Below are 25,794 nucleotides of genomic sequence, written 5' to 3' on the forward strand. Positions count from 1 at the left end.
GGTCGCGGCGCGACCGGGTGAGCCCGGCGCGCCGCGCCAGAGGCCTGGCGCCGTTACCGGCGCAGCAGGCCGCGCAGCCGCGAGCGGGTCGGCCACGACGGGGGCGGCCCGGCGACCTCGTAGCGAGGGAACACCCGCTCGGCGACGTCGACCAGCATCGCCACATCGATCGGGCGCAGCACCACCCCGGCCGAGAGGATGTAGTCGGCGACTCCGGCCATCGGCAGCAGCAGCACGCCGTCGACCAGGGCCAGGCCGTTCGGCACCTCGGTACGGGCGAAGGCGACGACCGACTGTGCCTCGAGCTGCCATCCGGAGGGGAGCTCGGCGACGAGTTGGCCGGTGGCCTCCTCGCCCATCCAGGCGACCAGGCCGAGCATGGCGCGCAGCGGCACCTTGCCCGCCCACACCCCGGCCGCGTTCTGCCGGATCGGCCCGCGGTGGGCGTCGGTCTCCACCACCCAGGCGCCTGACGGCCCGATGACCAGGTGGTCGATGTTGCCCGCCGAGTCGGCGAGTTGGCGGTCGTGCAGGACGGTGTAGCCCGCGCGGGTGAGGCGGTCCAGCGAGCGGGCGGTACGGCGCTCGGCCTCCGCGTCCACCCGCCAGGCCTCGATCTCCGGCGGCACGCGGTAGTGCCGGGCGGCCAGGACACCGAGCACGGCCAGCCCGGTGAGCACCGCGACCTGCGCGACCGTCCCGCCCGCGAGCCCGGCGGCACCGCACACGAGCCCCACGAGCACGGCGGCACCGATGGCGCCCGCCGCCGCAGTGATCATCACCCGTCGTGATCTGTCGCCGCGTTCGGCGGCGTACAACTGTCTTCGGCGCAGGTATTCGGCCATGGCCGACCTACCGGCCGACACGCGATCGGACGTGTCCGCGGTCACCACCTCCCGTCAGGTCTATATCGCCGCCGCGCTTCGGCGGACCGCAGGGGGKTGACTGCGAGTCTGCCGTGCCCTGGTCACCGCGCGCTACCGGGAATCTCCCCCATCAGAGTCACACTTCCATCCAATTCACAACCACAACAGCCCTGAAGCGTGGAATAACCGGAAGAACCACGGAGGTCCCATGTCCCACCTTTGGGGAAGTGGAAGCCATCACCACGGGTTGTGTCGGGTGGGCATCAGCCCACGGCGGCCCCACGAGGGGTAGCCGGGCCGCCGCCGTGGGGAGAACGCCCTCACGACAGGCGCCTTCTGAGGATCGAGGCGCCGAGAGAGGAGCCACTCGATGCCACCCTGCGTGACACCTGAGGCTTCTGGACGCCGACGACGGGGCACGACCGGCGAGGAGGCACCGGCCGCTCGACCCGAGTTGATCAGCGGGACAGATCATATAGCAGATCACACAGAGACCACTGTTCCTACTGCGGCTCCAACCGCGGTTGGAGCCGCGACTCCCATCGCCACCTTCGACGATCTCCTGCGCCTCGCCGCCCGGGACGTGACCCCCGCCGCCCCGGGCTCACCGACTCCGGACGCGGCCACGACGAACCGGGTCGGCATCGAGACCGAGTGGTTCGTCGTCGACGTCGCGAACCCGCGCCGGCCCGTCCCCGCGGACGAGACCGCCGCGGCGTTGGAGAGCGTCCTCGCCCCCGGTGACCAGGGCCGACAACCGGACCGAGGCCGGGAGAACGGCCAGGCCCGCGACGGCGGCCCGCCGGGCACCGGCTCGGCCCCGCGGCTTCCCGGCGGCAGCCGGCTCACCTTCGAGCCGGGCGGCCAGCTCGAGTTCTCGGGTCCTCCGCTGGACCTGACCGCCGCCGTGGACGCGATGCGCGCCGACCTCACGCTCGTCCGCGGCGCCCTCGCCCGGCGCAGGCTCGGCCTGGTCGGCATGGGTGTCGACCCGCTGCGGACGCCCGTCCGCCACACCACCGCCTCCCGGTACGTGGCCATGGAGCAGCACTTCCTGGCCCGGGACTGCGACGACGGCCGGACGATGATGTGCTCGACCGCCTCCGTCCAGGTCAACCTGGACATCGGCACGGACACGGCGCAGGCCGTCGAGCGTTTCCGGCTCGCGCACGCGCTCGAGCCGGTACTGATCGCCATGTTCGCCGCGTCGCCGCTGGCCCACGGCCGGCAGATCTCCTGGCAGTCGGGTCGCCAGGCGGTCTGGGCCGGTATCGACGCGAGCCGCGCCGGGCCGGTCCTGCCCGACCCGGCGGCGCCGGCGACGGCGTGGCTCGCCCAGGCGGGCCTGGGCGGGCGCGGCGACGCCCCCGGCGCGCCGCCCACCGGAGACGCCCACCTGGCCTGGCTCTGGGCCCGCTACCTGCACGACGCGGACCTCATGATGGTCGGCGAACCGGACGGGCGGTACCAGCCGGTCCGGAACCGGACGACCTTCGGGGACTGGATGGCCGGGGCGGGGCCGGTGGCACGCCCCCCGACCGCCCAGGACCTCGGCTGGCACGCGACGACGCTGTTCCCGCCCGTCCGGCCACGTGGCTGGCTGGAGCTGCGTTACCTGGACGCTCAGCCGTCCGACCTGTGGCCGGTGGCCGTCGCCGTGCCGGCGGTGCTCCTCGACGAGCCGGCCGCCGCCCGGGCCGCGCTCGCCGCGTGCCTCCCGGTCACCCGGCAGGGGCGGCTGGCGGCCCAGCTCGGCCTGCGGCACCCGGCACTGCACCGTGCGGCGGTGCGGTGCGTCGACCTGGCCCTGGACGCGCTCGCCCGGACGGACGCCGATCCCGGGCTGCGGGCCGCGGTGGAGGCATTCGCCAACCGTTACACGCGGCGGGGGCGCTCCCCGGCCGACGACCTGAACGCGCGTTTCGAGGCGCGCGGGCCGGCTGAGCTGCTGCGCGAGGAGGCGTCCCAGTGCGTTCCAGTCCCTTGACCGGCGACCCGACCACCACCCGTGGCCCCGCCGCCGCCGCGGCCGCCACCGCGGCGGCCGCCACCGGCCGGGCCGGCGCTCCCGACCCGGCAGCCCCTGCCGGCCCGACGGCCGCTCCTGCCCTCGACGCGGAGGCGCTGGCGGCGGGGTTGGCGGCGGCCCGGGACCGGTCGCTCGCCTACACCGACCTCACCGAGGACGACCTCCTGCGCCAGCACTCGCCACTGATGTCACCGCTGGTCTGGGATCTCGCGCACATCGGCAACTACGAGGAGATCTGGCTGCTGCGCGCCCTGACCGGCGCGGCCGAGCTGCGCCCCGGCCTGGACGACGTCTACGACGCCTTCCGGCACAGCCGGGCCAGCCGGACCGCGCTGCCGCTGCTCGGCCCGGACGAGGCCCGCGCGTACCTGCGGGACGTCCGCGGGCGGGCGATGGACGTCCTGACCGGGCTGGACCCCGACCTGCTGCACGCCCCGGAGACGGCCGGCGAGGCCGCCGGACCCGAAGCCGGGAACGGGAACGGGGCCGAGAGCAGGAACGGGGCCGCGAACGGGGACGGTGAGCGGGACGGCGGCGCGGCCGTCCACCGGCGTGCTCGGCTGCTGTCGGGGTCGTTCGTCTACGGCATGGTGATCCAGCACGAGCACCAGCACGACGAGACGATGCTCGCGACGCTGCAGCTGCGCGCGGGCCCGCCCGTCCTGGCCGACCCGCGGCCGGCGCCGCCTTCCCCGGCCGGGCCGGTGGACGAGGCGGCCGAGGTCCTGGTGCCGGCCGGCGAGTTCACCATGGGCACGTCGACCGAGCCGTGGGCGTACGACAACGAGCGGCCGGCGCACCGGGTGTTCCTGCCCGCCTTCCGCCTCGGCCGCTACCCGGTCACCAACCGGGCCCACCTGGCGTTCATCGCGGACGGCGGCTACGCCGACGAGCGGCTCTGGTCCGCCGAGGGCTGGGCGTGGCGCTGCCAGGAGGGCCTGACGGCGCCGCTTTTCTGGTCACGCGACGGCGACGTCTGGACACGCCGCCGATTCGGGCGGGTCGAACCGGTGCCTCTCGACGAGCCCGTGCAGCACGTGTGCTGGTATGAAGCCGAGGCCCACGCCCGCTGGGCCGGACGACGGCTGCCCACGGAGGCCGAGTGGGAGAAGGCGTGTGCGCACGACCCCGTCACCGGGCGTTCACGACGGTATCCATGGGGCGACACCGACCCGACTCCCGAGCTTGCGAACCTGGGGCACCGCACTGCGCGGCCCGCACCGGTGGGCGGCAGGCCGGCCGGCGCGAGCCCGTACGGCGCCGAACAGATGATCGGGGACGTCTGGGAATGGACCGGCGGCGGGTTCACCCCTTATCCGGGCTTCGCGTCGTTCCCGTACCGGGAGTACAGCGAGGTCTTCTATCCTCGCGATGCGGCCCCGGCCCGGTTCCGGGTGCTGCGCGGCGGCTCCTGGGCGACCGATCCCAGCGCCGTCCGCTCCACGTTCCGCAACTGGGACTTTCCGATCCGACGGCAGATCTTCGCCGGGTTCCGGCTCGCCCGCGACGCCGACACCCCCTGACCCCGCCGGGGGCACGGCGCCGAGTCCCGCGCGCAGAAAGGTCACGCCTGCCCGTGTGCCGTCACCTGGCCTGGCTCGGTGCCCCGCGCACGCTCGCGGCGCTGACCCTCGACCGGCCGTCCAGCCTGCTGCGCCAGTCGTGGGCGCCCCGCCGGATGCGGCACGGGACCGTCAACGCCGACGGCTTCGGTGTCGGCTGGTACGCGCCCGGCCTGCGCCCCGAACCCGCCCGCTACCGGCGCGCGGTGCCGATGTGGACGGACGCCTCCTACAGCTCGTTCGCCGGCGCCGTGACCTCGGGATGTGTGCTTGCCGCGGTGCGCAGCGCCACCGTCGGGATGCCCGTCGAGGAGACCGCGACCGCCCCCTTCACCGAAGGCCGGCTGCTGCTGAGCCACAACGGGCGGGTGCCCGCCGACGGCGCGCTGCGGGAGCTGGCGGCCCGGCCCGGCGCGCCGGTGCCGGACTCCCGCTGCGACTCGGCCATCGTGGCCGCCCTGCTGTGGGAGAGCGCGTCCCGGTTGCCACTGCCGCGGGCCGTGGCGGACGTCGTCCTGACGCTGGGCGGGCTGCGCGAGCCGGACGGGACGCCGTCCCGGCTGAACCTGCTGGTGACCGACGGCACGCAGCTCGTGGCGAGCACCTGGCGGGACACCCTCAGCTACCGCGAGGAGGTGGACGGGATCGTCGTCGCCAGTGAGCCAGATGATGACGAATCCGATTGGGTCGACGTACCGGACCAATATCTCCTGGTGGCCGACACAGACAAAGTTACTCTTAGTAGTTTGATCTCTTAGAACGACTACGGTGAGTCGTACGAGGCAGACGGAGGGCACCACGATGACATCGAGGACACCGGCTACCGCCCCGGAGACGATTCCCGTGCCCGGCAGGCAGCCGCATCCCGCCACGGCCACCAACGGGTCCGACCCGTCGGGCAGGCCCGACAAACCCGCCCGAACGGACCAGACCCCGCAGATCACCGTGGACCGCCACCTCACCGCCGCCGAACGGCACGCCTCGCTCGCCGCGGACATGCGCGCCGGCCTGACCTCCCACCCTCGTGAGCTGCCACCCAAGTGGTTCTACGACGCCACCGGCAGCCTGCTGTTCGACCGGATCACCCGCCTGCCCGAGTACTACCCGACCCGCCGCGAGCACGCGGTGCTCACCGCGCACGCCGCCGAGATCGCCGCCGTCTGCCCGGCCGGCACCCTCATCGAGCTCGGCTCCGGCACCTCGGAGAAGACCCGCCTGCTCCTCGACGCGCTGCGCGCCACCGGGGTGCTACGCCGCTTCGTCCCCTTCGACGTGGACGAGGAGACCCTGCTCCAGGCCGGACAGGACATCCTGCGGGCGTATCCGGGAATCTCGGTGCACGCGGTGGTCGGGGATTTCGAGCGCCACCTCGGCCTTCTCCCCGGCGCCCGGCCCGCCGCGGACACGGGCGCGGCGGCGGGCGCCGGTGCTGCCGGTGCTGCCGGTGCTGATGGCGGCCACGGTGAAGGCCGCGGCGACCGGCGGCTTGTGGCCTTCCTCGGCGGAACCATCGGCAACCTGCGGCCCGCGGCGCGCGGCGCCTTCCTGCGCGCCCTGAGCGACCAGTTCGCCGACGGCGACGCCCTGCTCCTCGGCGCCGACCTGGTGAAGGACCCGCGACGCCTCGTCGCGGCCTACGACGACAGCGCCGGCGTGACAGCCGCCTTCAACCGCAACGTTCTCTCGGTGATCAACCGGGAGCTGGGGGCCGACTTCGACCTGCGCGGGTTCGCCCACGTCGCCGCCTGGGACGCGGAGAACTCCTGGATCGAGATGCGCCTGCGCAGCGTCCGCGAGCAGGAGGTCGGGGTCCGCGCCCTGGATCTGGTCGCCCGCTTCGACGCCGACGAGCAGATGCGCACCGAGATCAGCGCCAAGTTCACTCTCGACTCGATCGCCGCCGAGCTGGCCGCGGCCGGACTCTCCGTCAGCCACCAGTGGACGGACCCGGACGGCGACTTCGCCCTGACCCTGGCCGTTCCCTCCTGATCCGACCGGGCCGACCGCGCCGAGGCGCGGCGGCCGGAGCCTGCGCGGTGGCATCAGGGCGGTTGGGGTGCCAGGGCAGTCGGAGTATCACGGCTTGGCGCCGTAGACCCGCAGGTAGTCGACCGCCATCCACTGCGGGTAGTCAGCGGCCGAGGCACTCGCGCCCTCCGAGTTCACCGCGACGTTGAGGATCACGTAGTGCTCCCGGTCCCATAGCCAGACCGGCACCTGATCACGGGTGACGGTGCGGATGAGCCGGCCGTCGAAGTAGAACCGCAGCGCGAACGGCGTCCACTCCAGGCCGTAGGTGTGGAAGGCCGCCGCGAGGTCGGCCCCGGCGTCGTACATCCCGCCGTTGCCCCAGGTGGCCTGCCAGTGAGCGCCGGCGGTGTCCACGCCGTGGACGTTCGTGTGCACGGTCGTGGGCGCCGTCGAGACCGCCTCGACGACGTCCAGCTCGCCGCTCGCCGGCCAGCCGACGGCCGGCATGTCGGAGCCGAGGAGCCACACCGCCGGGAAGGCGCCGCGGCCGGTAGGCAGCACGGCCCGGGTCTCCAGGTAGCCGTAGCGCATGGTTCGCCTGCCGAGCGTCTCGATTCGCGCGGAGGAGAAGCCCGCGCCGTCGCAGGACGGCTCCCTGCGCACGGTGATCACGAGGTGGCCGCGGCCGTCGGTCGCCAGGTTCCGCGGGTCGCGGGTGTAGCACTGCATCTCCCGGTCGCCCCAGCCGGAGCCGGTCTGGGTGATCCAGGTGTCCGGGTCCGGGGCCGCGCCCGCCGCGCCGCCGAACTCGTCCGACCACAGCAGGCCCGCGCCGTCGTCGCCCCCGGAGACCGGTGCGGAGCTGGTCGAGGCGCTCTTCGAGGGCGTCATCGCCCGCTCGACGGCGGGCTGGGGCGTGCTGGTGGCCGCGCCCCCCGGCGCCGCGGGCACCGTGCCTGCCACGCCTGATCCCGGGATCTGGGGCTCCCGCCCACCCGTGGTGCCCGTGGCCTGGCCACCTCCCGCCGTGCCCTGCTCCGTGCCACCTGCCGTGCCCTGCGCCGTGCCACCTGCCGTGCCCTGCGCCGAGCCGCCTGACGAGCCACCCGCCAGGGCACGACCGGACGTCGCCCCCTCCTGGCCGCCGGACGCCGACCCTTCCGGAAGGGTCCCCGCTGGAGCCGAGCCCACTTCCCCCGTTCCCGGGCCCTCCGCGGCAGACCGGCCGACGCCCGCCCCCGCGACAGCTGACCCGGCAGCACCAGGCGCAGCGTCACCTGATCCAGCGGCACCCGACGCAGCGTCCGCCCCGGCAGCACCCGAGGCGGCGGCGCCCGAGGCGGCTCCTGGCGCAGCGGTGCTGGAACCGGCCGTGCCGGAAGCCGCCAGCGGACCGGATGATCCGTCCAGGCCGGTAGGGATCTCCGCCGCACCGAGGCGGGCCGGCCCGTCACCCGATCCGGACCCCCCGGAGCCATCCACGCACGCGACCAGGCCGAGGATCCCCAGCCCGACCACCGTCACGGCGACCACCGCCAGCAGCAGCCGGGCCGGGTACGAACGCGAACGCCGGTGGACGCGAGGATTCACGGGAAACCTCATCCCGCTGTCGGCAGGACGAGCTGGGCCGACGCGGCGAGCGAAGCGGCCGCGGCGAGCGAAGCGGCGGTCCGAACGTCTGTGACGAGCCATGGCGAGGCGGATCTCCTGGAACGGTCGCGCCCCCCGCGGCCCCGGCCACGACCACCCGCACCCACCCAACCACTAGGTGATCAGGCGACTACCTGGAGTCGCGCCAAGCGAACAGGCTCCACCTTCGCACACACACCGCGATTGATTCAGCTACCGAGCGAGATCTCATCCCGTGATGAGCCGGACGTCACGGGCGGCACCGGTCGAGGCGGACGTCGCCATGGCCGCGTAGGCGCGCAGCGCGGCCGACACGACACGCTCCCTGTTCGCCGGGTGGTAGCCGCCGTTCGCCTCGATCTCGGCCCGCCGCGCGGCGAGCTCGGCGTCCGACACCAGCAGGTCGATCCGCCGCCGCGGGATGTCGATCTCGACGAGATCACCGTCCCGGACGAGCGCGATCGGGCCACCGTGCGCCGCCTCCGGGGAGACGTGGCCGATCGACAGGCCCGAGCTGCCACCGGAGAAGCGGCCATCGGTGATCAGCGCGCACTTCGGCCCGAGGCCGCGGCCCTTGAGGAACGCCGTCGGGTAGAGCATCTCCTGCATGCCGGGGCCACCGCGGGGGCCCTCGTACCGGACGATGATCACGTCGCCCGCCTTGACGACCTTGTTCAGGATCGCGTCGACCGCGGCCTCCTGGCTCTCGACGACCAGCGCGGGCCCGCGGAACGTCCACTGGCTCTCGTCGACGCCGGCCGTCTTCACCACGGCGCCGTCGGGGGCCAGGTTGCCGCGCAGCACGGCCAGGCCGCCGTCGGCCGAGTAGGCGTGCTCCACCGAGCGGATACAGCCACTCTTCGCGTCGGTGTCGAGGGTGTCCCAGCGGTTCGTCGAGCCGAACGGCTCGACGGTGCGCACGCCGCCGGGCGCGGCGTGGAACAGCTCGACCGCGTCCGGAGCCGGGTCGGTGCCGCGGACGTCCCAGCGGTCGAGGAACTCGCGCAGGCTGGCCGCGTGCACGCTGTGCACGTTCGGGTCCAGCAGGCCGCCACGGTCGAGCTCACCGAGGATCGCCGGGATCCCGCCGGCCCGGTGGACGTCCTCCATGTAGTAGTCGGTCGAGCTGGGAGCCACCTTGCACAGGCAGGCCACCGAGCGGGAGATCTGGTCGATGTCGTCGAGGGTCACCCCGACCTCGGCCTCGACCGCGGCGGCGAGCAGGTGCAGGACGGTGTTCGTCGAGCCGCCCATCGCGACGTCCACCGCGAACGCGTTACGGAAGGCCGCCGCGGTCGCGATCGAGCGCGGCAGGACGGCCTCGTCGTCCTTCTCGTAGTACCGGCGGGCCAGGTCGACGACCAGGCGACCGGCCTCGACGAACAGGCCACGCCGGGCCGCCGCGGTGGCCAGCGTCGTCCCGTTGCCCGGCAACGCCAGGCCGAGGGCCTCGGTCAGGCAGTTCATCGAGTTGGCCGTGAACATGCCGGAGCAGGACCCGCAGGTCGGGCAGGCGGACCGCTCGATGGTCTCGAGGTCGGCGTCGCTGACGTTCGGGTTGACCGCCGCGGTCATCGCGTCGATCAGGTCGAGCCGTGAGCGCACGATACCGCCGGTGACGACGGCGTTACCGGACTCCATCGCGCCGCCGGAGACGAAGACGGTCGGGATGTCGAGCCGCAGCGCGGCGATCAGCATCCCCGGAGTGATCTTGTCGCAGTTCGAGATGCAGACCAGCGCGTCGGCGCAGTGGGCGTTGACCATGTACTCGACGCTGTCCGCGATGATCTCCCTGGACGGCAGGGAGTACAGCATGCCGCCGTGGCCCATCGCGATCCCGTCGTCGACGGCGATCGTGTTGAACTCCTTGGCCACCCCGCCCGACCCGACCACCGCGTCCGCGACGATCTTCCCGACGTCCCGCAGGTGGACGTGTCCGGGAACGAACTGCGTGAAGCTGTTCGCGATCGCGACGATCGGCTTGCCGAAGTCGTCGTCGGTCATTCCGGTCGCCCGCCACAGGGCGCGGGCACCGGCCATGTTGCGACCGTGGGTGGTGGTGCGGGAACGCAGAGCGGGCATCTCGACCTCTGAGCTGGGCTGTGGGGCACTGGAGACGGGCGGTGCGTCGGGGTGCCGGACGCGGGCGGGCGAACAGCCGTCGGTACGACGAAGCGGACGTCGGTGTTCCCGATATCGGTGTCTCCGACGTCGATGCTCCCGAGTCGGCGGGTGTTCCCGAGTCGACAGGCGGCACGCGGGCGCGCTCCGATCCGGAGGCTTCGCCACCGATCAGGCTACGCCTCGCCCGCACCCGCCCGACCACGCCACCCGGCAGCCACGCCACCCGCCAGCCCGAGTACACCGCCCGGAGAACCGACCATGTCACCTGGCGGCCCGAGCAGACCACTCGGAGAACCGACCACGCGACGCTCTCGGAGGTCAGGGCCTCCGGTCGCCGGGAGGACCGGAGGTCGGCCCGTCCGGCTCCTCGGGATCGACGGGTCCCGGGGAATCCACCGGACCGCCCGGACCACCTCGCCCGGTCGCACCCGCCGGACCGGCCGGACCGGCGCCTCCCCCCGGGCCACCGGCGCCCGGACCGTCAGTGCCCAGGCCGCCGGGCTCGCTGGCAAAGAACTCCAGCCAGGTCGGGTCGATGTCCGGCTCGTCGCTCCAGGCCGGCGGGCCCGCGCCCGGTCCACCCGACACCGGTCCGCCCGCACCTGACACCGGACCATCCGGCGCGGGACCACCCGACGCGGGTCGTCCCGACGGCGGACCCGGCGGACCACCCGGCACTGGTCCACCAGGCACCGGACCACTCGACGCAGGTCCACCCGACATCGGCGAACCGGGCACCTGCGAGCCTGGCGCTGATGAGCCTGGCGCCGGTGGATTCGGCACAGGTCCACCCGATGCCTCCGGTGTCGCCGCCGCCGGTCCGCCGGGTGCCGGGCGCTCCGGCGGCGGGTATCCGGGCGGACCGGAAGGCGAGTCCGGCGGCGGCGCCGCGAGCGGATAGCCGGCGATCCGGCCGGTCCTGCCCGGCGCGGGTGGCTCGCCGGCGCCCGCCGTATCCAAGTGCTCGCCATCCTGGCCGGGCGTCCAGCCAGGACCCCCCGGCTGGACACCATCCGCGGGCGGCTGGCCGACGGACCCAGGCGGACCGCCCGTGGCCGCGGCCCCCGGATGGCCGGGATGTCCCCCCTGGCCGGGCGGGGCCGGATATCCCGGCGGAGTGGTCTGCCCGGGCACGCCCGGATACCCGGGCCCGCCGTACGGACCGGGGTGCTCACCGGGCTGGGTGCCGTGCGGACCAGGCTGGACGCCCCACTGGCCGGGGTGGGTGCCGTGCGGACCAGGCTGGACGCCGTACTGCCCCGGCTGGACGCCCCACTGGCCCGGGTGGGGGATGCCGGGCCCGCTGGCGGACGCTCCCGAGCGCCGCCGGGGGCCCGTCAGCCGGTTGAACCCGGCGACCGTGCGGGAGCCGCGCCGCGACCGCCACCACCGCCGGACCGCCCACACCAGGCCCAGCGACGCGACCGTTCCGAGGAACGGGGCGACCTCATGGTCCTCGTAGAAGACCAGCAGGTAGAAGCTCATCAGGCCGATGAAGATGTAGCCGGTCACGAAGAACGTGAACGGCCGGATCCGCATTCGGCCGATCACGTCGCGCATCGCGATCGCGGGCAGCAGCCACACCAGAAAGCCGAAGAACGCGGCCGAGAGGGGCGCCAGAAAGAGGTACCCGATGAAGGTCATCATGGCGGCGGAGGCGCGCGACGGCCGGCGGGCTCAGGAGCTGGCCGGCCGGTCCGCCGACGCCGGTGCCGGCGCGACGGGGTCTGTGATCGCCACGACGTGCTCCACCGACGGCGCGGCCGCGAAGAACGGGGAGAGCGCCGCCCGCCACCGGGTGAACCGGTCGGAACCGCGGAAGGTCTCGGTGTGCGCTTCCAGGCTGTCCCAGTCGACCAGGAGCACGAAGCTGGACGGGGACTCGACCCCCCTGGTCATCCGGGCGGAGCGGCACCCGGGCGTGGCGACCAGCTCGTGCCGGACGGTTCGGTACGCCGCGGCGAACTCCTCTTCGGACCCTGGCAACACGTCGAACCGCGCGACCTCGACGACCCCGGAGTCGCGCGGGGGAACACCGGAAACGCTCATGTCGCCCAGTCTGTCACCGCGGGGCCGGCTCTTCAGGCCGGTCGGCCCGCCGACCAGTCCGATCGGGCCAGTCGACCCGACCGCAGCGGGCGGCCGCCCTTCCACCGGATCACGGCGTGGATCAGTTGGCCATGTCGACGAACCGGGAGTAGTGGCCCTGGAAGGCGACCGTGACGGTGCCCGTGGGGCCGTTACGGTGCTTGGCGATGATCAGATCGGCCTCGCCGGCCCGCGCGGACTCCTTCTCCACCGTGTCCTCCCGGTAGAGCAGGATGACCGCGTCGGCGTCCTGCTCGAGGCTGCCGGACTCGCGCAGGTCGGAGACCTGGGGCCGTTTGTCGGCCCGCTGCTCGGAGGCCCGGTTGAGCTGCGAGATGGCCACGACGGGGACCTCCAGCTCCTTCGCGAGCAGCTTCAGTGACCGGGAGATCTCGCTGACCTCCTGCTGGCGGCTCTCGACCTTCTTCGGCGAGGACATCAGCTGCAGGTAGTCGAGGATGACCAGCCGCAGGTCGTTGCGCTGCTTGAGCCGCCGCGCCTTCGCCCGGATCTCCATCATCGTCAGGTGCGGGCTGTCGTCGATGTACAGCGGTGCCTCGGCGACCTCCCCCATCCGCCGGGCCAGCCGACCCCAGTCGTCGTCGGTCAGCCGGCCGGTGCGGATGTTCTGCAGCGACACCCGGGCCTCGGCGGAGAGCAGCCGCATGGTGATCTCCATGCGGCTCATCTCCAGCGAGAAGACGACCGAGGTCATCCCGTTCTTGATCGACGCGGCGCGGGCGAAATCCAGGCCCAGGGTCGACTTGCCGACCGCGGGCCGGGCCGCGACGATCCACAGCTGGCCGCCGTGCAGGCCGTTGGTGAGCTCGTCGAGGTCGGTGAACCCCGTCGGCACCCCGGTCAGGGCGCCGTCGTGGGCCTGGATCGCCTCGATCTCCTCCAGCGCCGGGTTCAGCAACTCGCCGAGCGGGGTGTAGTCATCGTTCGTGCGCCGCTCGGTCACCTCGTAGACGGCCGCCTGGGCCCGGTCGACGACGTCGGTGACGTCGGGCGCCGGGCCGTAGGCGAGCTGCACGATGCGCGTGCCGGCCTCGGCCAGCCGGCGCAGCACGGCCTTCTCCGCGACGATGCGCGCGTAGTAGCCGGCGTTCGCCGCGGTCGGGACGCTGGAGATCAGCGTGTGCATGTAGGCCGGCCCGCCGACCCGCTCCAGCAGGTTCTGCCGGCCCAGCTCGGCCGCGACGCTGATGACGTCGGCCGGCTCCCCACGGCCGTAGAGGTCGCCGATCGTGGTGTAGACGGTGGCGTGCGCCGGCCGGTAGAAGTCGCTCGCCCGGAGGACCTCGACGACGTCCGCGATCGCGTCCTTCGAGAGCAGCATGCCGCCCAGCACGCTCTGCTCCGCAGGAAGATCGTGGGGCGGGGTGCGATCGAACTCGACCGCGGATCCAGGCCCGCGCGCGATGTCGGCGACGCTCAAGCCTCCCCCTCTCGGATGTCGACCGGCCCACCGGCGCGCCGCCGCGACCGGGCGATCGGAGCAGCGCCGTGCGCCGGAAGCTCCCGACCCGATCCCACCGGACCCGATCCCACCGACACTATCGAACATATGTTCGACCGCAGTTTGGAGGGTGTCAACTCGACCGCCCGCCCACCGATCCGAAGATCACGCCCACCTCACCCGTCTGGACTATCCCGTTCCCACGGATACATGGCCAGTGTGGAGGGCTCGACAGTAGAGGTCCCCACGGGGAGGCTCCAAAAAGTTATCCACACCCACCTGTGGACAACCTGTTGGTAACGAGCGGGATTCTGGGGAACGCCTCGGGACGAGCGGCGGCGACGTTGTGGATGACGGCGCCGCGAGTGCCCGGAACCGCAGCGCCAGAAGGACTACAGGGATACGACACCTGTGGACAAAAAAATCTTTGGCGCAACCCCGAGATCGCGGTCTGACTAATCATTTTGAGCTATACCGTCCGGGGATCTGATCTCCCCGCGACATGCCCACGATCATTTTGCCCGAGCCGCAGCGTCACCACCCGCTCACACGCGGAAACAGACGTGATCTGGATGTGGTCGCGTCATCCGAGTAAGTCACCGGGCGCCAAGCCGCCGAACCCCGGAGCACCGAGCTCCGCGCGGCCAGGAAGCCACCGGCTGATGCCTGGCGAAGAGCATGTCCATGGACTCACTCAGCCGCCACGGTTGTGCTGGAACCGGCGTCAGCGGGGGTGAGGTCTGTGAGACCTGCTCCAGAACGGGTCCCGACCCCCCGGACCCGGGTTCCCAGGTCCCGACATCTCAGAGCTGGATCCCAAGATCCCAGCCCTCGGACCTGCGGTCCCGGATCCCGAGCGCTGCTAACAAGAACAGGCCAGGGTGGCRCCACGAACGGCGCGACCCTGGCCTGCGTCCGCAGTCAGGCCGAGGTGACCTGGACGGTCAGCTTCGCGCTGACCTCGGGGTGCAGGTGCACGGCGACGGTGTGCGAGCCGAGCGACTTGATCGGGGTGCTCAGCTCGACCCGGCGCCGGTCCAGCGCGGGGCCTCCGGCGTCGGTCACCGCGGACACCACGTCGGCGGCCGTGACCGAGCCGAACAGCCGGCCCTCCTTGCCCGCGCGGCTGACCAGCCGGACGGACAGGCCGGAGAGCTGGCCGGCGATCTCCTTGGCGTGGTCGAGGTCGCGGACCGCCCGGGCGTCACGCGCCCGCTTGATCTGGGCGACCTGACGCTCGGCGCCGCGGGTCGCGAGAATCGCGTACCGGCGCGGCACCAGGTAGTTCCGGCCGTAGCCGTCGGCCACGTCGACGATGTCCCCCGGGCTGCCGAGCCCCGGGACCTCCTGGGTGAGGACGAGCTTCATCGTCATCCTCCTCAGCGGGCCGTCGAGGTGTACGGCAGCAGCGCCATCTCGCGGCTGTTCTTCACCGCGGTCGCGACGTCACGCTGGTGCTGGCTGCAGTTGCCGGTCACCCGGCGGGCGCGGATCTTCCCCCGGTCGGAGATGAACTTCCGGAGCAGGGAAGTGTCCTTGTAGTCGATGTAGTGGACCTTGTCCTTGCAGAAGACGCAAACCTTCTTCTTGGGCTTGCGCACGGCCGCCTTGGCCATGGATGAGCTCCTACCTCGTTTTGCGCCCGAGTTCCGGTCGCGCGAAGATGACACCCGGCCGCTCAGAACGGCGGCTCGTCGGAGTAACCACCCGCGGGCTGTGACCACGGGTCGTCGACGGCGCCGCCGGCATAGCCGGAGCCACCGCCTTGTGGGGATCCGCCGTTGTAGCCGCCGCCGGGCTGGCCACCGGGGCCACCAGGCCCGCTCGGGCCGCCGGGGCCACCCTGGCCGCCGCCGAAGCCGCCGCCACCCTGGGCACCACCGAAGCCGCCACCGCGGGCCGCTTTGGTGACCTTCGTGGTCGCGTAACGCAGCGAAGGACCGATCTCGTCGACGTCCAGTTCAATCACCGTCCGCTTCTCACCCTCGCGGGTCTCGAAGGAGCGCTGCTTGAGACGCCCCTGAATGATGACGCGCGCACCCTTGGTGAGGGACTCGGCGACGTGCTCGGCAGCCTGCCGCCAGATGGAACAGCGCAGGAAGAGGGCCTCGCCGTCCTTCCACTCGTTCGTTCCGCGGTCGAGCGTGCGCGGGGTGGACGCGACMGTGAAGCTCGCGACCGCGGCGCCGTTCGGCGTGAAACGCAGTTCGGGGTCGTTCGTCAGATTGCCGACGACCGTGATCACCGTCTCACCGGCCATGATCACGCTCCTCCGGTCGAGGGGCCCGCGTCAGCGCGCGCAGCGCCGGCCGGGCGGAGCACGTCACGCCGCCGCCCGGCGGTTCGGCCGTGGCGCCTTGGGCTCGGGCAGCCGGATCACCTTGGTACGGATCACGGACTCGTTGAGGACGAGCTGGCGGTCCAGTTCGGCGACGACGGCCGGCTCCGTGTGCAGGTCGATGACGGCGTAGATGCCCTCGAAGCTCTTGGCGATCTCGTAGGAGAGCCGCCGGCGGCCCCACACGTCGACCTTCTCGACCACTCCGCCGCCCTGACGGACGACGTTGAGGTACTGGTCGAGCGAGGGTGCGACCGTGCGCTCCTCGAGCTCGGAATCGAGGATCACCATCAGTTCATAGTGGCGTGGCAAGGCTGAACCCACCTCCTGTGGACTCTAGCGGCCACGGATCATCCGTGGCAGGAGGGACCGGGTGCCGGATGTTCGCCCCACGGGCGAGCTGAAACGTCGGCACACGGTGTGTCTGGACGAGATTACTCGACCCGGCGACGGTCCACGGAGAGGCCGACCAGGCGGACCACCCGGATCCACACCGCACCGACCCCGGCCACAGCCACCAGGTCGACGACCACCAGCAGCCCGTGGGCGTGCCGGGACGGATCGGGCACGACGAGGGCGAGGACCAGGAACACCAGTGCCAGCAGGCCCGCCACGGCGGCGGACGCCGTCACGCCCGGCGGCTGCCGCGACGAGGGCCCCGGCCCGTCCACCCGTACGTCGTCTGCCGCCACCGTCCTATCCTCGCGCATCCGCCGGTCGCCCGGACCGACATCCGATCCCGATGGTCGTGTCGCCGCCGTCCGATGGGCCGCGGCGGGTCGCCGGCCGGTCCCGGCGGCTCGCGGTGAGTGGTCGGATGGGCGCCCGGCAGGGGGTCGCCCGGCGAGCGGTCGCCCGAGGTCAGTCGACCCATTTCCCCTGGGTGAAGGCCACGACGAAGACCACCATGATCGGTGCGCAGAGCCAGACGTAGGCGCCGCGGACCCACGGCCGGCGCGCGGCCACCCGCGCCAGCAGCAGGTACAGCGGGAAGGCGACCAGGATCCCGCGGATCCCCGAGGCGTAGTAGTTCGAGAAGCTCATCAGGACGGTCATCAGGCCGACGAAGGTCGCCTCGCCCCAACGCCTGCTCCACAGCAGCACGCCCGTCAGCAGCACGCCGATCACGACGGCGAGCAGCTCCCCGCGCCAGAACCAGACGAACGTCGAGGCCCCGCTCCCGTCGAACGCGGACTCCCACGTCCGCGACCACCCCCGCCACGGCCAGTCGACGCCGCGGTTCCAGCCGGCGCGCATCGCCTCGGTGTAGGTGTCCCACCGCCCGGTCCGGGCGCGCAGGTAGAGGACGTACCCGATGATCGGCAGCGGTGGCAGGGCGAGCGCCAGCGCCGGCGGGGCGAAGAGCGGGCGGCCCGCGGCGCGGCGCACGAGCACGTACTGCACGACCAGGGCGGCGCAGAACGGGATACCGGTCACCCGCGCCGAGGCGGCGCCGGCGCCCAGCAGGCCGGCGAGCAGCCACCGGTCACGCCGCGCGGCGAGCCAGGAGGCCACCGCGAAGCCCAGGAAGACACCTTCGGAGTACGCGGCGAACAGGAAGACCGCGTACGGAAAACAGACGAGCGCGACGACCGCGAACCGCGCGTCCTCCCGCCCGACCTCGTCGGCGGCCAGCCGCCACAACGCGGCGGCGGCGAGCGTGCCGGCGAGGAACGAGACCACCAGTCCGGCGGCGATCCAGTCCGGGACGACCACGTGGACGAGGCGGATGGCCAGCGGCAGCCCTGGGAAGTCGACCTCCGTCCGGTCGGCGTAGGACGGCGAGAGGTAGCCGTAGCGGGCCACCTTGGTGAACAGGCCGACGTCCCAGCGGTCCCAGAGTGTGGTGAGGCCGGGCGCGTCGCCGGCCGGGCCGTCCGAGAGGGCGCGTGCCCCCGCCAACGACGCGATCATCACCGCCACCCGGCTGGCGAACCACACCGGGAGCGAGGCCTGCACGGCGTCAGGCAGCCGGGTCCAGACCCGCCGCACCGGATCGCTGCCACCGGGAGCGGCGTGTCCGGCCGACTCGACGGGACGCCCGGCGTGCGACTCGGCCGGAGCGTCCGCCGTCATCCCTGCTCCCGCCTGTCGACGGGCCGCGGGGAGTGGGATGCGGTTGACGCCTCCGGTGCCGAGACGGGCACCGCGCGGCCCCAGGGCCGGGACGGCAGCCGCAGGCCCAGGCGCCCGCCGCGCACGTCGGGGGCGCCGTCGAGGATCCCGCCGGCCGGGTCGTCCATGCCGCCGTCGCGGACGACGTCCAGCTCGGGGCGGAGGATCTCGCGCACCACGAAGGCCGCGATCACACAGAGCATCAGGTCACGGAGCACCACGGCGCCGACGAACCAGCCCCGGTCGATCCCGTCGGCGCCGGAGGTGTCGTTGTAGATGAAGTGCATGAACCGGGTGAACAGCACCCAGATCTCGCAGGCCTGCCAGACCAGGAACAGCCGCCAGTGCGGCCGGGCCAGGGCCATCAGCGGCAGCAGCCAGATCGTGTACTGCGGCGAGAAGACCTTGTTGGTCACCAGGAAGGCGATCACCAGGAGGAGCACCACCTGGGGCACCCGTGGTCGGCGCGGCGCCAGCAGGGCGAGCGCCAGGATGCCCACCACGGCCAGGACGAGGCCGACCGCGGTCAGGACGTTCAGCGTCCCGACCGGGATGCCGTGGTCGCGCACGGCACCGAGGACCAGCGGCGTGGCCACGGCCAGGACCAGCCAGCACGCGACGGCGGTGCCGATGACCTGCGCGCGCAGCCACGGCCAGCGCCGCACCGCCAGCGCGGCGGCCGCGCCGGCGGCGGTCAGCCCGATGGCGAGGACGACCAGGTGCAGGGGCGCGAACCAGCCGGTGTCGTACTTGCCGGCCAGCCAGGTCGTCGCGAAGGCGAGGGAGTCCCAGTCGGCGCCGCRCTCGGAGTTGAGCTCGAAGAAGCGTTGCAGGCCGTTGTGCCCGCCGGCCTGCTTGCCGTCGAGCAGCGCGACCCAGTCGCCGCCGCCCCAGAAGGTGGACCAGATGCCGTCGCTGACCTTCGTCGTGCCGTCGAAGTAGCCGGCGGTGAGCCAGACGGGCAGCATCACGGCGACCGCGGCGCCCACCGCGTAGACGGCGGTGCGTGCCCATTCCCGCATCCGGCCGGTCCGCAGGCAGAGCACCGCGAGCCCCAGCAGGAACAGCGCCGGGTAGAGCTTGGTGACCACGCCCAGCCCGAACAGGATGCCGGCCAGCCGTGGGGCACGCCGCGACCAGGCCAGCAGCCCACCGGCCGCGAAGGCCACGGCGAGGACATCCCAGTTGGTCAGCAGGTGCAGCGCGAGCGTCGGCGCCAGGGCCAGCAGCGCCGCGTCCCAGATCCGGGACGGCGCCATGGTCAGCGCCGTGCAGAAGACCGCCACGCAGGCCGCCACCAGGAACAGCAGCGCGGTGAGGTCGTAGAACAGCGCCGAGCGGGAGTCCATCGAGTAGTGGTCGAAGACCTGGGCGCCCGCCTCGTCGGTGCGGAACACCGCGGCCGGGGCCGAGCCGAGGCCGGCGAGTGAGGAGACCAGCTGCATCGCGCCGCCGATCACCGGCGGGTACTCGGTCGGGTAGTCCAGGTAGGGGAGCTTGCCGTCGACCAGGCCCTCCTGGCTGTAGAGGGCCACCACGTCGGAGTAGCACATCCGGGTGTACTGGTACTCGTCCGTCCAGTTGCGGGTGTCGCGGCAGCCGGACTTCTGCGCGTAGCCGAGCACACAGGTCAGCGTCACCAGGAGCATCAGCACGCGCAGCGGCGTCCACCAGCTCCGGCTCGCGCCGAGCAGGGCGTGCCGCCCGGGTGGGCCCCCGATGAGCTCACTCGCGCCCGCGACCACCGGGTCGGTGCGCGCCGGGCTGGTCCGGTTGGGCGACGCCGGTGTCGTGGCCATGCCGGCCATTCTGGTACACGCGGTGACGAGGCCTCCCGACGACACAGCGCCGCGGGTGCCAGGGGCACCCGCGGCGCTGCTCAGTTCTCGGCTCGCTCAGTTGTTGAACGGATTGACCACGATCCCGCCGCCGCCGCCGGTGGGTGGACGGGTCTGTCTCGGACGTGGCTGCTGCCCCGTCTGACCAGTCTGACCCGTCTGGCCGGCCTGCCCGCCGCCGTTCTGGCCGTTGTCGTTCTGGTCGTCGCCGAAGATGTCCCAGTCGTCGGTCCCCGCGACCGGCGGCTGCGTGGGCAGGTCGGACGGGGTCGGCGCCGGCGCGGGGCTGCGCTGGGTGACGATCCCGCCGTAGGCGGGCGGGTCGAACGGCTTCGGCGCGATGCCCTGCAGCGCCGCGTCCATGAACGCCTTCCAGATCTGTGCCGGGAAGGCGCCTCCGTACACACCCCGCTCGGCGCCCGGGATGCCCCGGAGCTGGTCGGCCACCTCACCCTTGCCGCGGAACATGTTCACGCAGGAGGAGATCTCCGGCGTGTACCCGCAGAACCAGGCGGACCGGAAGTCGTCGGTGGTGCCCGTCTTCCCCGCCGCCGGCCGGTTGTTCGCGAGCCGGGCGCTCTTGCCGGTGCCGTGGTCGATCACACTCTCCAGCGCGAAGGTCGCGTCCCGCGCCACGGACGGCGGAACGGTCGGCTCCTTGTCGACAACTGGCTTCCCGTTGATGGTCGCGCCGTCCATGATGATGCGGCCCGAGTTGTCCTCGACCTTGGCGACGATGTGCGGGGTGGCCCGGTAGCCACCGCTGGCCAGCGTGCCGTAGACCTCGACCATGTCGAGCGCGGTCACGCTGTCCTGGCCGAGGGTGACACCGGCGACGTCGTCGAGATCGGCGTCAACGCCCATGTCGCGGGCCGTCTGGATGATCTTGTTGACGCCGATCTCGTTGCCCAGCGGAACGTACACGGTGTTGATCGACTCCGCGGTCGCCTCGACGAGGTCGGGCCAGCCCAGGTGGCCGGGTTCGCTCTCGTCGTTGTTGACCACGTAGCCGCCTTCCAGGGTGATCTGCGACGGAGCCTCGTACGTCGACCGGAGACTGATGTTGTTCTCCAGCGCGGCTACCAGGGTGATCGTCTTGAACGTCGACCCGGGTGGCACCGCCGCACCAGAGACGTTGTCCAGGTACTGCTCCTGGCCGTTCGTGCCCTTGCCGTACAGGGAGCCCCCGTACCAGGCGAGCACCTCACCGGTTCCCGGTTTTATCGCCACCAGCCCCGTGCGCAGGTCGGGTACGGCCGCGTACGCCTGCGAGATCTGGCTGGTCACCGCCTGGAAGGCAGCGGTCTGCCGGTTCAGGTCGAGGGTCGTGGTGATACGCAGCCCACCGCGGTTGATCTGGTCCTCGGTGATGCCGGCGGCGTTCAGCTCCTTCTTGACCTGGAGCTTGATGTACTGGACCTGGTCCGAGGAGTTGTTGGTGTTCTGGTTCCAGGGCAGCACCGTCGGCGGCTTCTCGGTCGCCAGCGACGCCGGCGCCCAGCCCTTGGCGACCATCGTTGCCACGACGTCCTTCCAGCGGGCCTCGGCCGGCCCCGGATGCTCCAACGGGTCCAGATAGTTCGGGGATCTGATGAGCCCCCCGATGACCGCGCCCTCACCCGCCGTCAGCTCCGCGGCCGGCTTGCCGAAGTAGGTCTTCGCCGCCGCCTCGATGCCGTACGACTGGCGCCCGAAATAGATCGTGTTCAGGTAGAACTCCAGGATCTGGTCCTTGGAGTACTTCTGGTCGAGCTTGATGGCGAGCACGATCTCCCGCATCTTCCGGGTGAACGTGCGTTCCTGGGTGAGATAGGCGTTCTTCGCGTACTGCTGGGTGATGGTCGATCCACCCTGGGCGATCTCACCACCGCTGAGGTTCACCCACAGCGCCCGCGCGATACCGCGCGGGGAGATGCCCGGCTCGTTGTAGAAGTTCTCGTTCTCGGCGGCCAGCACGGCGTGCTGGACGTCCTTCGACACCTGCGAGAGTGGGACGTCCGTGCGGTTCACGTCGCCGATTCGGGCGAGCTCGCCGCCGGGCTTTCCGTCCGCGCCGGCCCACGAGATGATCGACGTCTGGTCGGTCTTCACCTCGTCGGGCAGCGGCACCCGGGTCGCCGCGTAGATCACCGCGATGCCCGCGACGAACAGAAACGCGCCGGACGTCATCCCGATGAGCACCAGGCGGCGCAGCCATCGCGGCCGGTTCCGCCACCATCTGGGGCCACGCTTGCCCGCGTTCGGCCGGACGCGGCCCCGGCCGCCCGCGCGACCGCCGGTCGCATGCGCTGCGGAGGTCTCGCCCGCGCCGGGCCGCCTGCCCCGCTCCCGGTCACTTGGCCGGGTCGGCCCACCCGGCCGGCGGCCTGCACCGGTGCGGCCTGCACCGGGCCGGCCGCCCTCCAGCGCGTCCAGCCGGGTACCGGCCGAGCGCGACGCGCCGCCGGTGCGGTCGAGCAGGCCCGTGCGGTCCCCGTCACCGAAGGAGTCGAGCCCGTCGCCGGGCGCCACCTTGTGGTAGACGGTCGCGTCGGCGGTGCGCTCGCGTACGTCGACGCGGCGCAGCGCAGCCTGGTCGACCGTGTCGTACAGGGCGTTCGTGCGGCCGGCGGGCTCCTCCGGCCCGGCCCCGCGCCCGCCGCCCGGGCGGTACGCCCGCAGCCGGGTGGTGGCGCCGGTCAGCCGGCCGTCCCGGCCGGTCGCCTCGGCGGCGCCGACTCCGGCCGCTGACCGGGCCGCGGCCCGGTCAGCGGCCGCCCGGCCCGCCACGGGACGGGGCGGGCGCCCGCCCGCCCGCCGCTGGGTCCGGGTGGCCGCCGGGTCTGCGTCCGGGGCCGCGGCCCGGCCACGGCCCTCCGGGCCACCGGGCCGAGGCTCGCCACGCCCGGGTTCGCGCTGGCCCGGGGCACCGCGGCCGGAGTCGCCGCGAGCGAGCTCGCCCCGGGCATCGCCCCGGGCATCGCCCCGTGGGAAGCCACCGCCGGCTGAATCACCGCGGGTGGCGCCGCGGGTGGAGTCCCCGCGGGTCGCCTCACCGCGGGCAGCGTCAATGCGGGCCGAGTCACCGCGGGTGGCGGGAAGGCGGTCGGATCCGGTGCGGCCCGGCTCCACGGGCCCGGCGCCGGGACGGCCCGAGCCACCACGATCGGAGACACCACGGCTGGCGGCACCACGATCGGAGACACCACGGCTGGCGGCACCGCGATCGGAGCCGCCACGGCCCGAGACCTCGCGCCCCGCGGAACCACGATCGGAGAGACCACGGTCCGGGACACCGCGATCCGGGGCGCCGCGCTCGGGTGCGCCCCGGCCCGAACCGGTGCGGTCGGAGACGCCGGCTGCCCGGCCGGCCCCGGTTCGCCCGGTGGCCGGGCCGCCCGCGGCGGACCGCCCCGTCTCGGCGGGCCCGGACCGATCAGCGCCGCCGGTACCACCCATACCGCTGGTACCGCTCGTACCGCCGGAAGCACCTCGCGGGCCCGGCGGACGCCCGGCGCCCCGATCAGCCGCCCGACGGCCGGTCGTACCGGACGCACCGTCCGCGTCGGAGCGGGTCGTGGCCGCGCGGCGGCGCGCGGCGGCGCCGCGGTCCGGGGTCCAGCCGCCGGCGTCCTGGTCGGGGGCGGTGCTCCCACCGGCCGCGCCACTGCCGGCGAGCGGCCCACCGGGCGAACCCGCTCCGGCCGGCCGGCCATCTGGGGCCGGCCTCCCGCCGCCCGGACCGGGCACGGCGCGGCCGGGCGGAACCCGCCCGTCGCCGGCACGAGGTCCTACCGTCCGCGCGCCCTGGTCATAGGGAGTACTCACCCACTACCCCGTCCGTTGCCGTGAATCCCCCCGGTCACCGTGCCGATGCCATAGTCCGGCCAGCGCCCCCAGATTCCGGTACAGCACGCCGAAGGCGGCCGCACCCACGTGGAAGCCCACATGGCAGACCAGAATCTCACGCCAGATCGGGGCCCTTGCGGCAGGGCACTGAAGTGGGGATGGCGCGCACTCTCGGCACACCACGGCCCGGCGCTGTGCCAACAGGGCGCGGACAGAAAGGCCGAGGAGGACTCGCCGCYCACACCGGGTATTCGGCCGGGTTAMCCGTACCCCTCACCGAACGCCGCCGGACCGCCCCGACCGGGCCTAGGTGTCGGCGGCGCGGCGGCGCGGCTGCTTCTTCGCCGGCGGCTCGCCGGTACCGATCACATAGGACGTGATCAGGTGGTTCCAGCCGCAGGGCGGGCACACCTCGACGACGTACACATTCAGCTCGCTGTACCGGGAGGCCAGCCCGGGAAGCTCCTTGGTGGCCCGGACCCGGCCGGAGCTCGGGCCGAGCTCGTCACCGTAGGTATAGGTGACGTTGATCAGCGGATCGGCCCCGCGACAGACCGGGCACCGCTTCTTCGTGGGCTCTCCGTGGTACTTCGCCGCACGGATCAGATAAGGGTGCGCATCGCACACGTCCAGCGAGGAGATCCGCCCCGCGAACAGGTCGCCCAGCGTCGCCCGGCGGGCGAGCGCGTAGTCGATGACCGACCGTGGACGCATGGCATCCACGGTACGCCGACGCCGCGTCCCGGGCAGACGGTACCGACAGAAGGTGACAAGCCGATTGGGCCGTTCGTACTGGTGAAAGCCGGTGCACCAGTGGACGGTTCCCGGCTCCTGCCAACCCGTTCCGCCCGCCGGTTCGACGGCCACGCCAGCGCGTCCCGCCGACCGGTCCGGCCCGTCGAAGCGACGTGTAGGCACCCCGGATCACCGCCCCGGTACCTCGTCCGCACGCGCCGGCCCGGCTGTCCGCGCGCGGTTGTCCACGCCCGTCCGTCATCAACCGGTCGCCGGTCGGCCATCCCTAGTTGCCGTAGTAGTACCGGCGCGTCTATCCTCGATGTATCGCCTCGATATGTCGGGGCGAGAGAACCAAGCGATACAGTCCGCCGATACACCCGGCCGTCCGGCGGCGGGCGGCGGCCCGGTGCGAGAGGAGAGCGCGCATGTTGGAGCTGGCGGTGCTCGCGCTCCTGTCGGAGAGCCCGATGCACGGCTATGAGCTGCGCAAGCGGCTCTCCGCCGTTCTCGGCTCCTTCCACCGCTTCAGCTACGGGTCGCTGTACCCGTGCCTGCGCCGCCTGCAGGCCTCGGGGTACGTGACGGCGGACGACGTCGGCGCGGCCGGCCGCCTCGGTGGCCGCAGCCGGGTCGTCTACACCCTCACTGGCGAGGGCAAGGAAAAGCTCGCGGAACTGCTGGGCGAAGGTGGGCCGTCCTCCTGGGAGGACGAGATGTTCGGCGTCCGCTTCGCCTTCTTCTCCAAGACCGACGCGGCGGTGCGGCTGCGGATCCTCGAGGGGCGGCGCGGCCGGCTCGAGGAGCGTGGGGAGAAGGTGCGCTCGGCGTTGTCCCGCACTCAGAAGCGGCTGGACTCCTACACCCTCGAGCTGCAAAAACACGGCCTCGAGTCGGTCGAGCGCGAGGTCAGGTGGCTCAGCGAGCTGATCGAGACCGAACGGGCACAGGCGCCCGGCTCGACACGCGGGGTCTCGACGCGCGAGGTGTTGTCCACATCATCCACAGAGTTGTCCACAGGTTCGTCCACAGCTGACGCGGGACGGGACGAGGCGGTGGGCGGCCCGGAGCACGGTGACGAGGGCTCCGGCGGCGCCGTTCCGTCCCCCGACAGCTAGCAGGCGACCGGGCGGACCGGCGGCGGGGCGGCACACGCCCACCCGGCGGCGGTACCGCGTGGCGTCGGCACCAAGCCGGTGTCCCGGTCAG

Annotated in this window: 20 protein-coding genes; 5 read left to right on the forward strand and 15 right to left on the reverse strand. The window is 72.8% G+C overall.

Annotated features, from left to right (window positions below; translation table 11 throughout):
* Positions 1–53: 53 nt before the first annotated feature.
* Positions 54–845, reverse strand: coding sequence for a nuclease-related domain-containing protein (locus BBK14_RS21220; protein WP_020464673.1), 792 nt, complete (start codon positions 843–845; stop codon positions 54–56).
* 604 nt (positions 846–1,449) lie between these two features.
* Between BBK14_RS21220 and egtA the strand changes: the two genes are divergently transcribed.
* From egtA to BBK14_RS21240, 4 genes are read left to right on the forward strand one after another with little or no spacing between them, the layout of a single operon-like run.
* Positions 1,450–2,853, forward strand: coding sequence for an ergothioneine biosynthesis glutamate--cysteine ligase EgtA (egtA, locus tag BBK14_RS21225; protein ID WP_071064987.1), 1,404 nt, complete (start codon positions 1,450–1,452; stop codon positions 2,851–2,853).
* Entirely contained in the window at positions 2,835–4,418 is a 1,584-nt protein-coding gene (egtB, locus tag BBK14_RS21230; RefSeq protein WP_071064988.1) for an ergothioneine biosynthesis protein EgtB, read from the forward strand. Before egtA ends, egtB begins: the two co-directional genes overlap by 19 nt.
* 53 nt (positions 4,419–4,471) lie before the next feature.
* Positions 4,472–5,215 (forward strand): ergothioneine biosynthesis protein EgtC, encoded by a 744-nt coding sequence (gene egtC, locus BBK14_RS21235; RefSeq protein ID WP_071064989.1) that lies wholly within the window; start codon positions 4,472–4,474, stop codon positions 5,213–5,215.
* 43 nt (positions 5,216–5,258) lie between these two features.
* A complete protein-coding gene (locus BBK14_RS21240) occupies positions 5,259–6,446 on the forward strand; it encodes an L-histidine N(alpha)-methyltransferase (RefSeq protein WP_071064990.1) in 1,188 nt (395 codons plus the stop codon).
* 87 nt (positions 6,447–6,533) lie between these two features.
* On the opposite strand, the gene BBK14_RS40395 is transcribed toward BBK14_RS21240, so the two are convergent.
* From BBK14_RS40395 to BBK14_RS21310, 14 genes are all read right to left on the reverse strand, one after another.
* On the reverse strand, positions 6,534–8,018 hold the full coding sequence (locus BBK14_RS40395) for a glycoside hydrolase family 16 protein (protein WP_241831722.1): 1,485 nt from the start codon (positions 8,016–8,018) through the stop codon (positions 6,534–6,536).
* A gap of 267 nt (positions 8,019–8,285) precedes the next feature.
* Positions 8,286–10,139 (reverse strand): dihydroxy-acid dehydratase, encoded by a 1,854-nt coding sequence (gene ilvD / locus BBK14_RS21250; RefSeq protein ID WP_071064991.1) that lies wholly within the window; start codon positions 10,137–10,139, stop codon positions 8,286–8,288.
* A 360-nt stretch (positions 10,140–10,499) separates the two neighbouring features.
* Positions 10,500–11,828, reverse strand: a complete 1,329-nt coding sequence (locus BBK14_RS21255) for a hypothetical protein (protein ID WP_071064992.1) — start codon at positions 11,826–11,828, stop codon at positions 10,500–10,502.
* 30 nt (positions 11,829–11,858) lie between these two features.
* Positions 11,859–12,230: an antibiotic biosynthesis monooxygenase family protein gene (locus BBK14_RS21260; protein WP_020464681.1), complete on the reverse strand. Its 372-nt coding sequence runs from the start codon at positions 12,228–12,230 to the stop codon at positions 11,859–11,861.
* Between the two features lie 121 nt (positions 12,231–12,351).
* The gene (gene dnaB, locus BBK14_RS21265) at positions 12,352–13,710 is read right to left on the reverse strand and encodes a replicative DNA helicase (RefSeq protein WP_020464682.1); all 1,359 of its coding nucleotides are present in this window, start codon (positions 13,708–13,710) and stop codon (positions 12,352–12,354) included.
* 942 nt (positions 13,711–14,652) lie between these two features.
* Complete coding sequence (rplI, locus tag BBK14_RS21270; protein WP_020464683.1) at positions 14,653–15,099, reverse strand: 50S ribosomal protein L9; 447 nt, start codon at positions 15,097–15,099, stop codon at positions 14,653–14,655.
* Positions 15,100–15,110: 11 nt separating this feature from the next.
* A complete protein-coding gene (rpsR, locus tag BBK14_RS21275; protein WP_006543269.1) occupies positions 15,111–15,347 on the reverse strand; it encodes a 30S ribosomal protein S18 in 237 nt (78 codons plus the stop codon).
* Positions 15,348–15,409: 62 nt separating this feature from the next.
* Positions 15,410–15,991 carry a single-stranded DNA-binding protein gene (locus BBK14_RS21280; protein ID WP_071065061.1) on the reverse strand — a complete coding sequence of 194 codons (582 nt, stop codon included), beginning with the start codon at positions 15,989–15,991 and terminating at the stop codon, positions 15,410–15,412.
* A 63-nt stretch (positions 15,992–16,054) separates the two neighbouring features.
* Positions 16,055–16,381 carry a 30S ribosomal protein S6 gene (gene rpsF, locus BBK14_RS21285; protein WP_020464685.1) on the reverse strand — a complete coding sequence of 109 codons (327 nt, stop codon included), beginning with the start codon at positions 16,379–16,381 and terminating at the stop codon, positions 16,055–16,057.
* A 122-nt stretch (positions 16,382–16,503) separates the two neighbouring features.
* Complete coding sequence (locus BBK14_RS21290; RefSeq protein ID WP_071064993.1) at positions 16,504–16,761, reverse strand: hypothetical protein; 258 nt, start codon at positions 16,759–16,761, stop codon at positions 16,504–16,506.
* A gap of 169 nt (positions 16,762–16,930) precedes the next feature.
* A complete protein-coding gene (locus tag BBK14_RS21295) occupies positions 16,931–18,145 on the reverse strand; it encodes a glycosyltransferase family 39 protein (protein ID WP_071064994.1) in 1,215 nt (404 codons plus the stop codon).
* On the reverse strand, positions 18,142–19,992 hold the full coding sequence (locus BBK14_RS21300; protein ID WP_071064995.1) for a glycosyltransferase family 87 protein: 1,851 nt from the start codon (positions 19,990–19,992) through the stop codon (positions 18,142–18,144). The genes BBK14_RS21295 and BBK14_RS21300 overlap by 4 nt, the downstream gene beginning before the upstream one ends.
* An 87-nt stretch (positions 19,993–20,079) precedes the next feature.
* Positions 20,080–23,829, reverse strand: a complete 3,750-nt coding sequence (locus BBK14_RS21305) for a transglycosylase domain-containing protein (RefSeq protein WP_071064996.1) — start codon at positions 23,827–23,829, stop codon at positions 20,080–20,082.
* A 327-nt stretch (positions 23,830–24,156) separates the two neighbouring features.
* Positions 24,157–24,564 (reverse strand): DUF5318 family protein, encoded by a 408-nt coding sequence (locus tag BBK14_RS21310; RefSeq protein ID WP_020464689.1) that lies wholly within the window; start codon positions 24,562–24,564, stop codon positions 24,157–24,159.
* Between the two features lie 449 nt (positions 24,565–25,013).
* Here BBK14_RS21310 and BBK14_RS21315 point away from each other — a divergent pair, with 449 nt between their 5' ends.
* The gene (locus BBK14_RS21315; RefSeq protein ID WP_071064997.1) at positions 25,014–25,703 is read left to right on the forward strand and encodes a PadR family transcriptional regulator; all 690 of its coding nucleotides are present in this window, start codon (positions 25,014–25,016) and stop codon (positions 25,701–25,703) included.
* Positions 25,704–25,794: the final 91 nt, after the last annotated feature.

The sequence above is a fragment of the Parafrankia soli genome (assembly GCF_001854695.1).
GTDB classification, from domain to species: Bacteria; Actinomycetota; Actinomycetes; order Frankiales; family Frankiaceae; genus Parafrankia; species Parafrankia soli.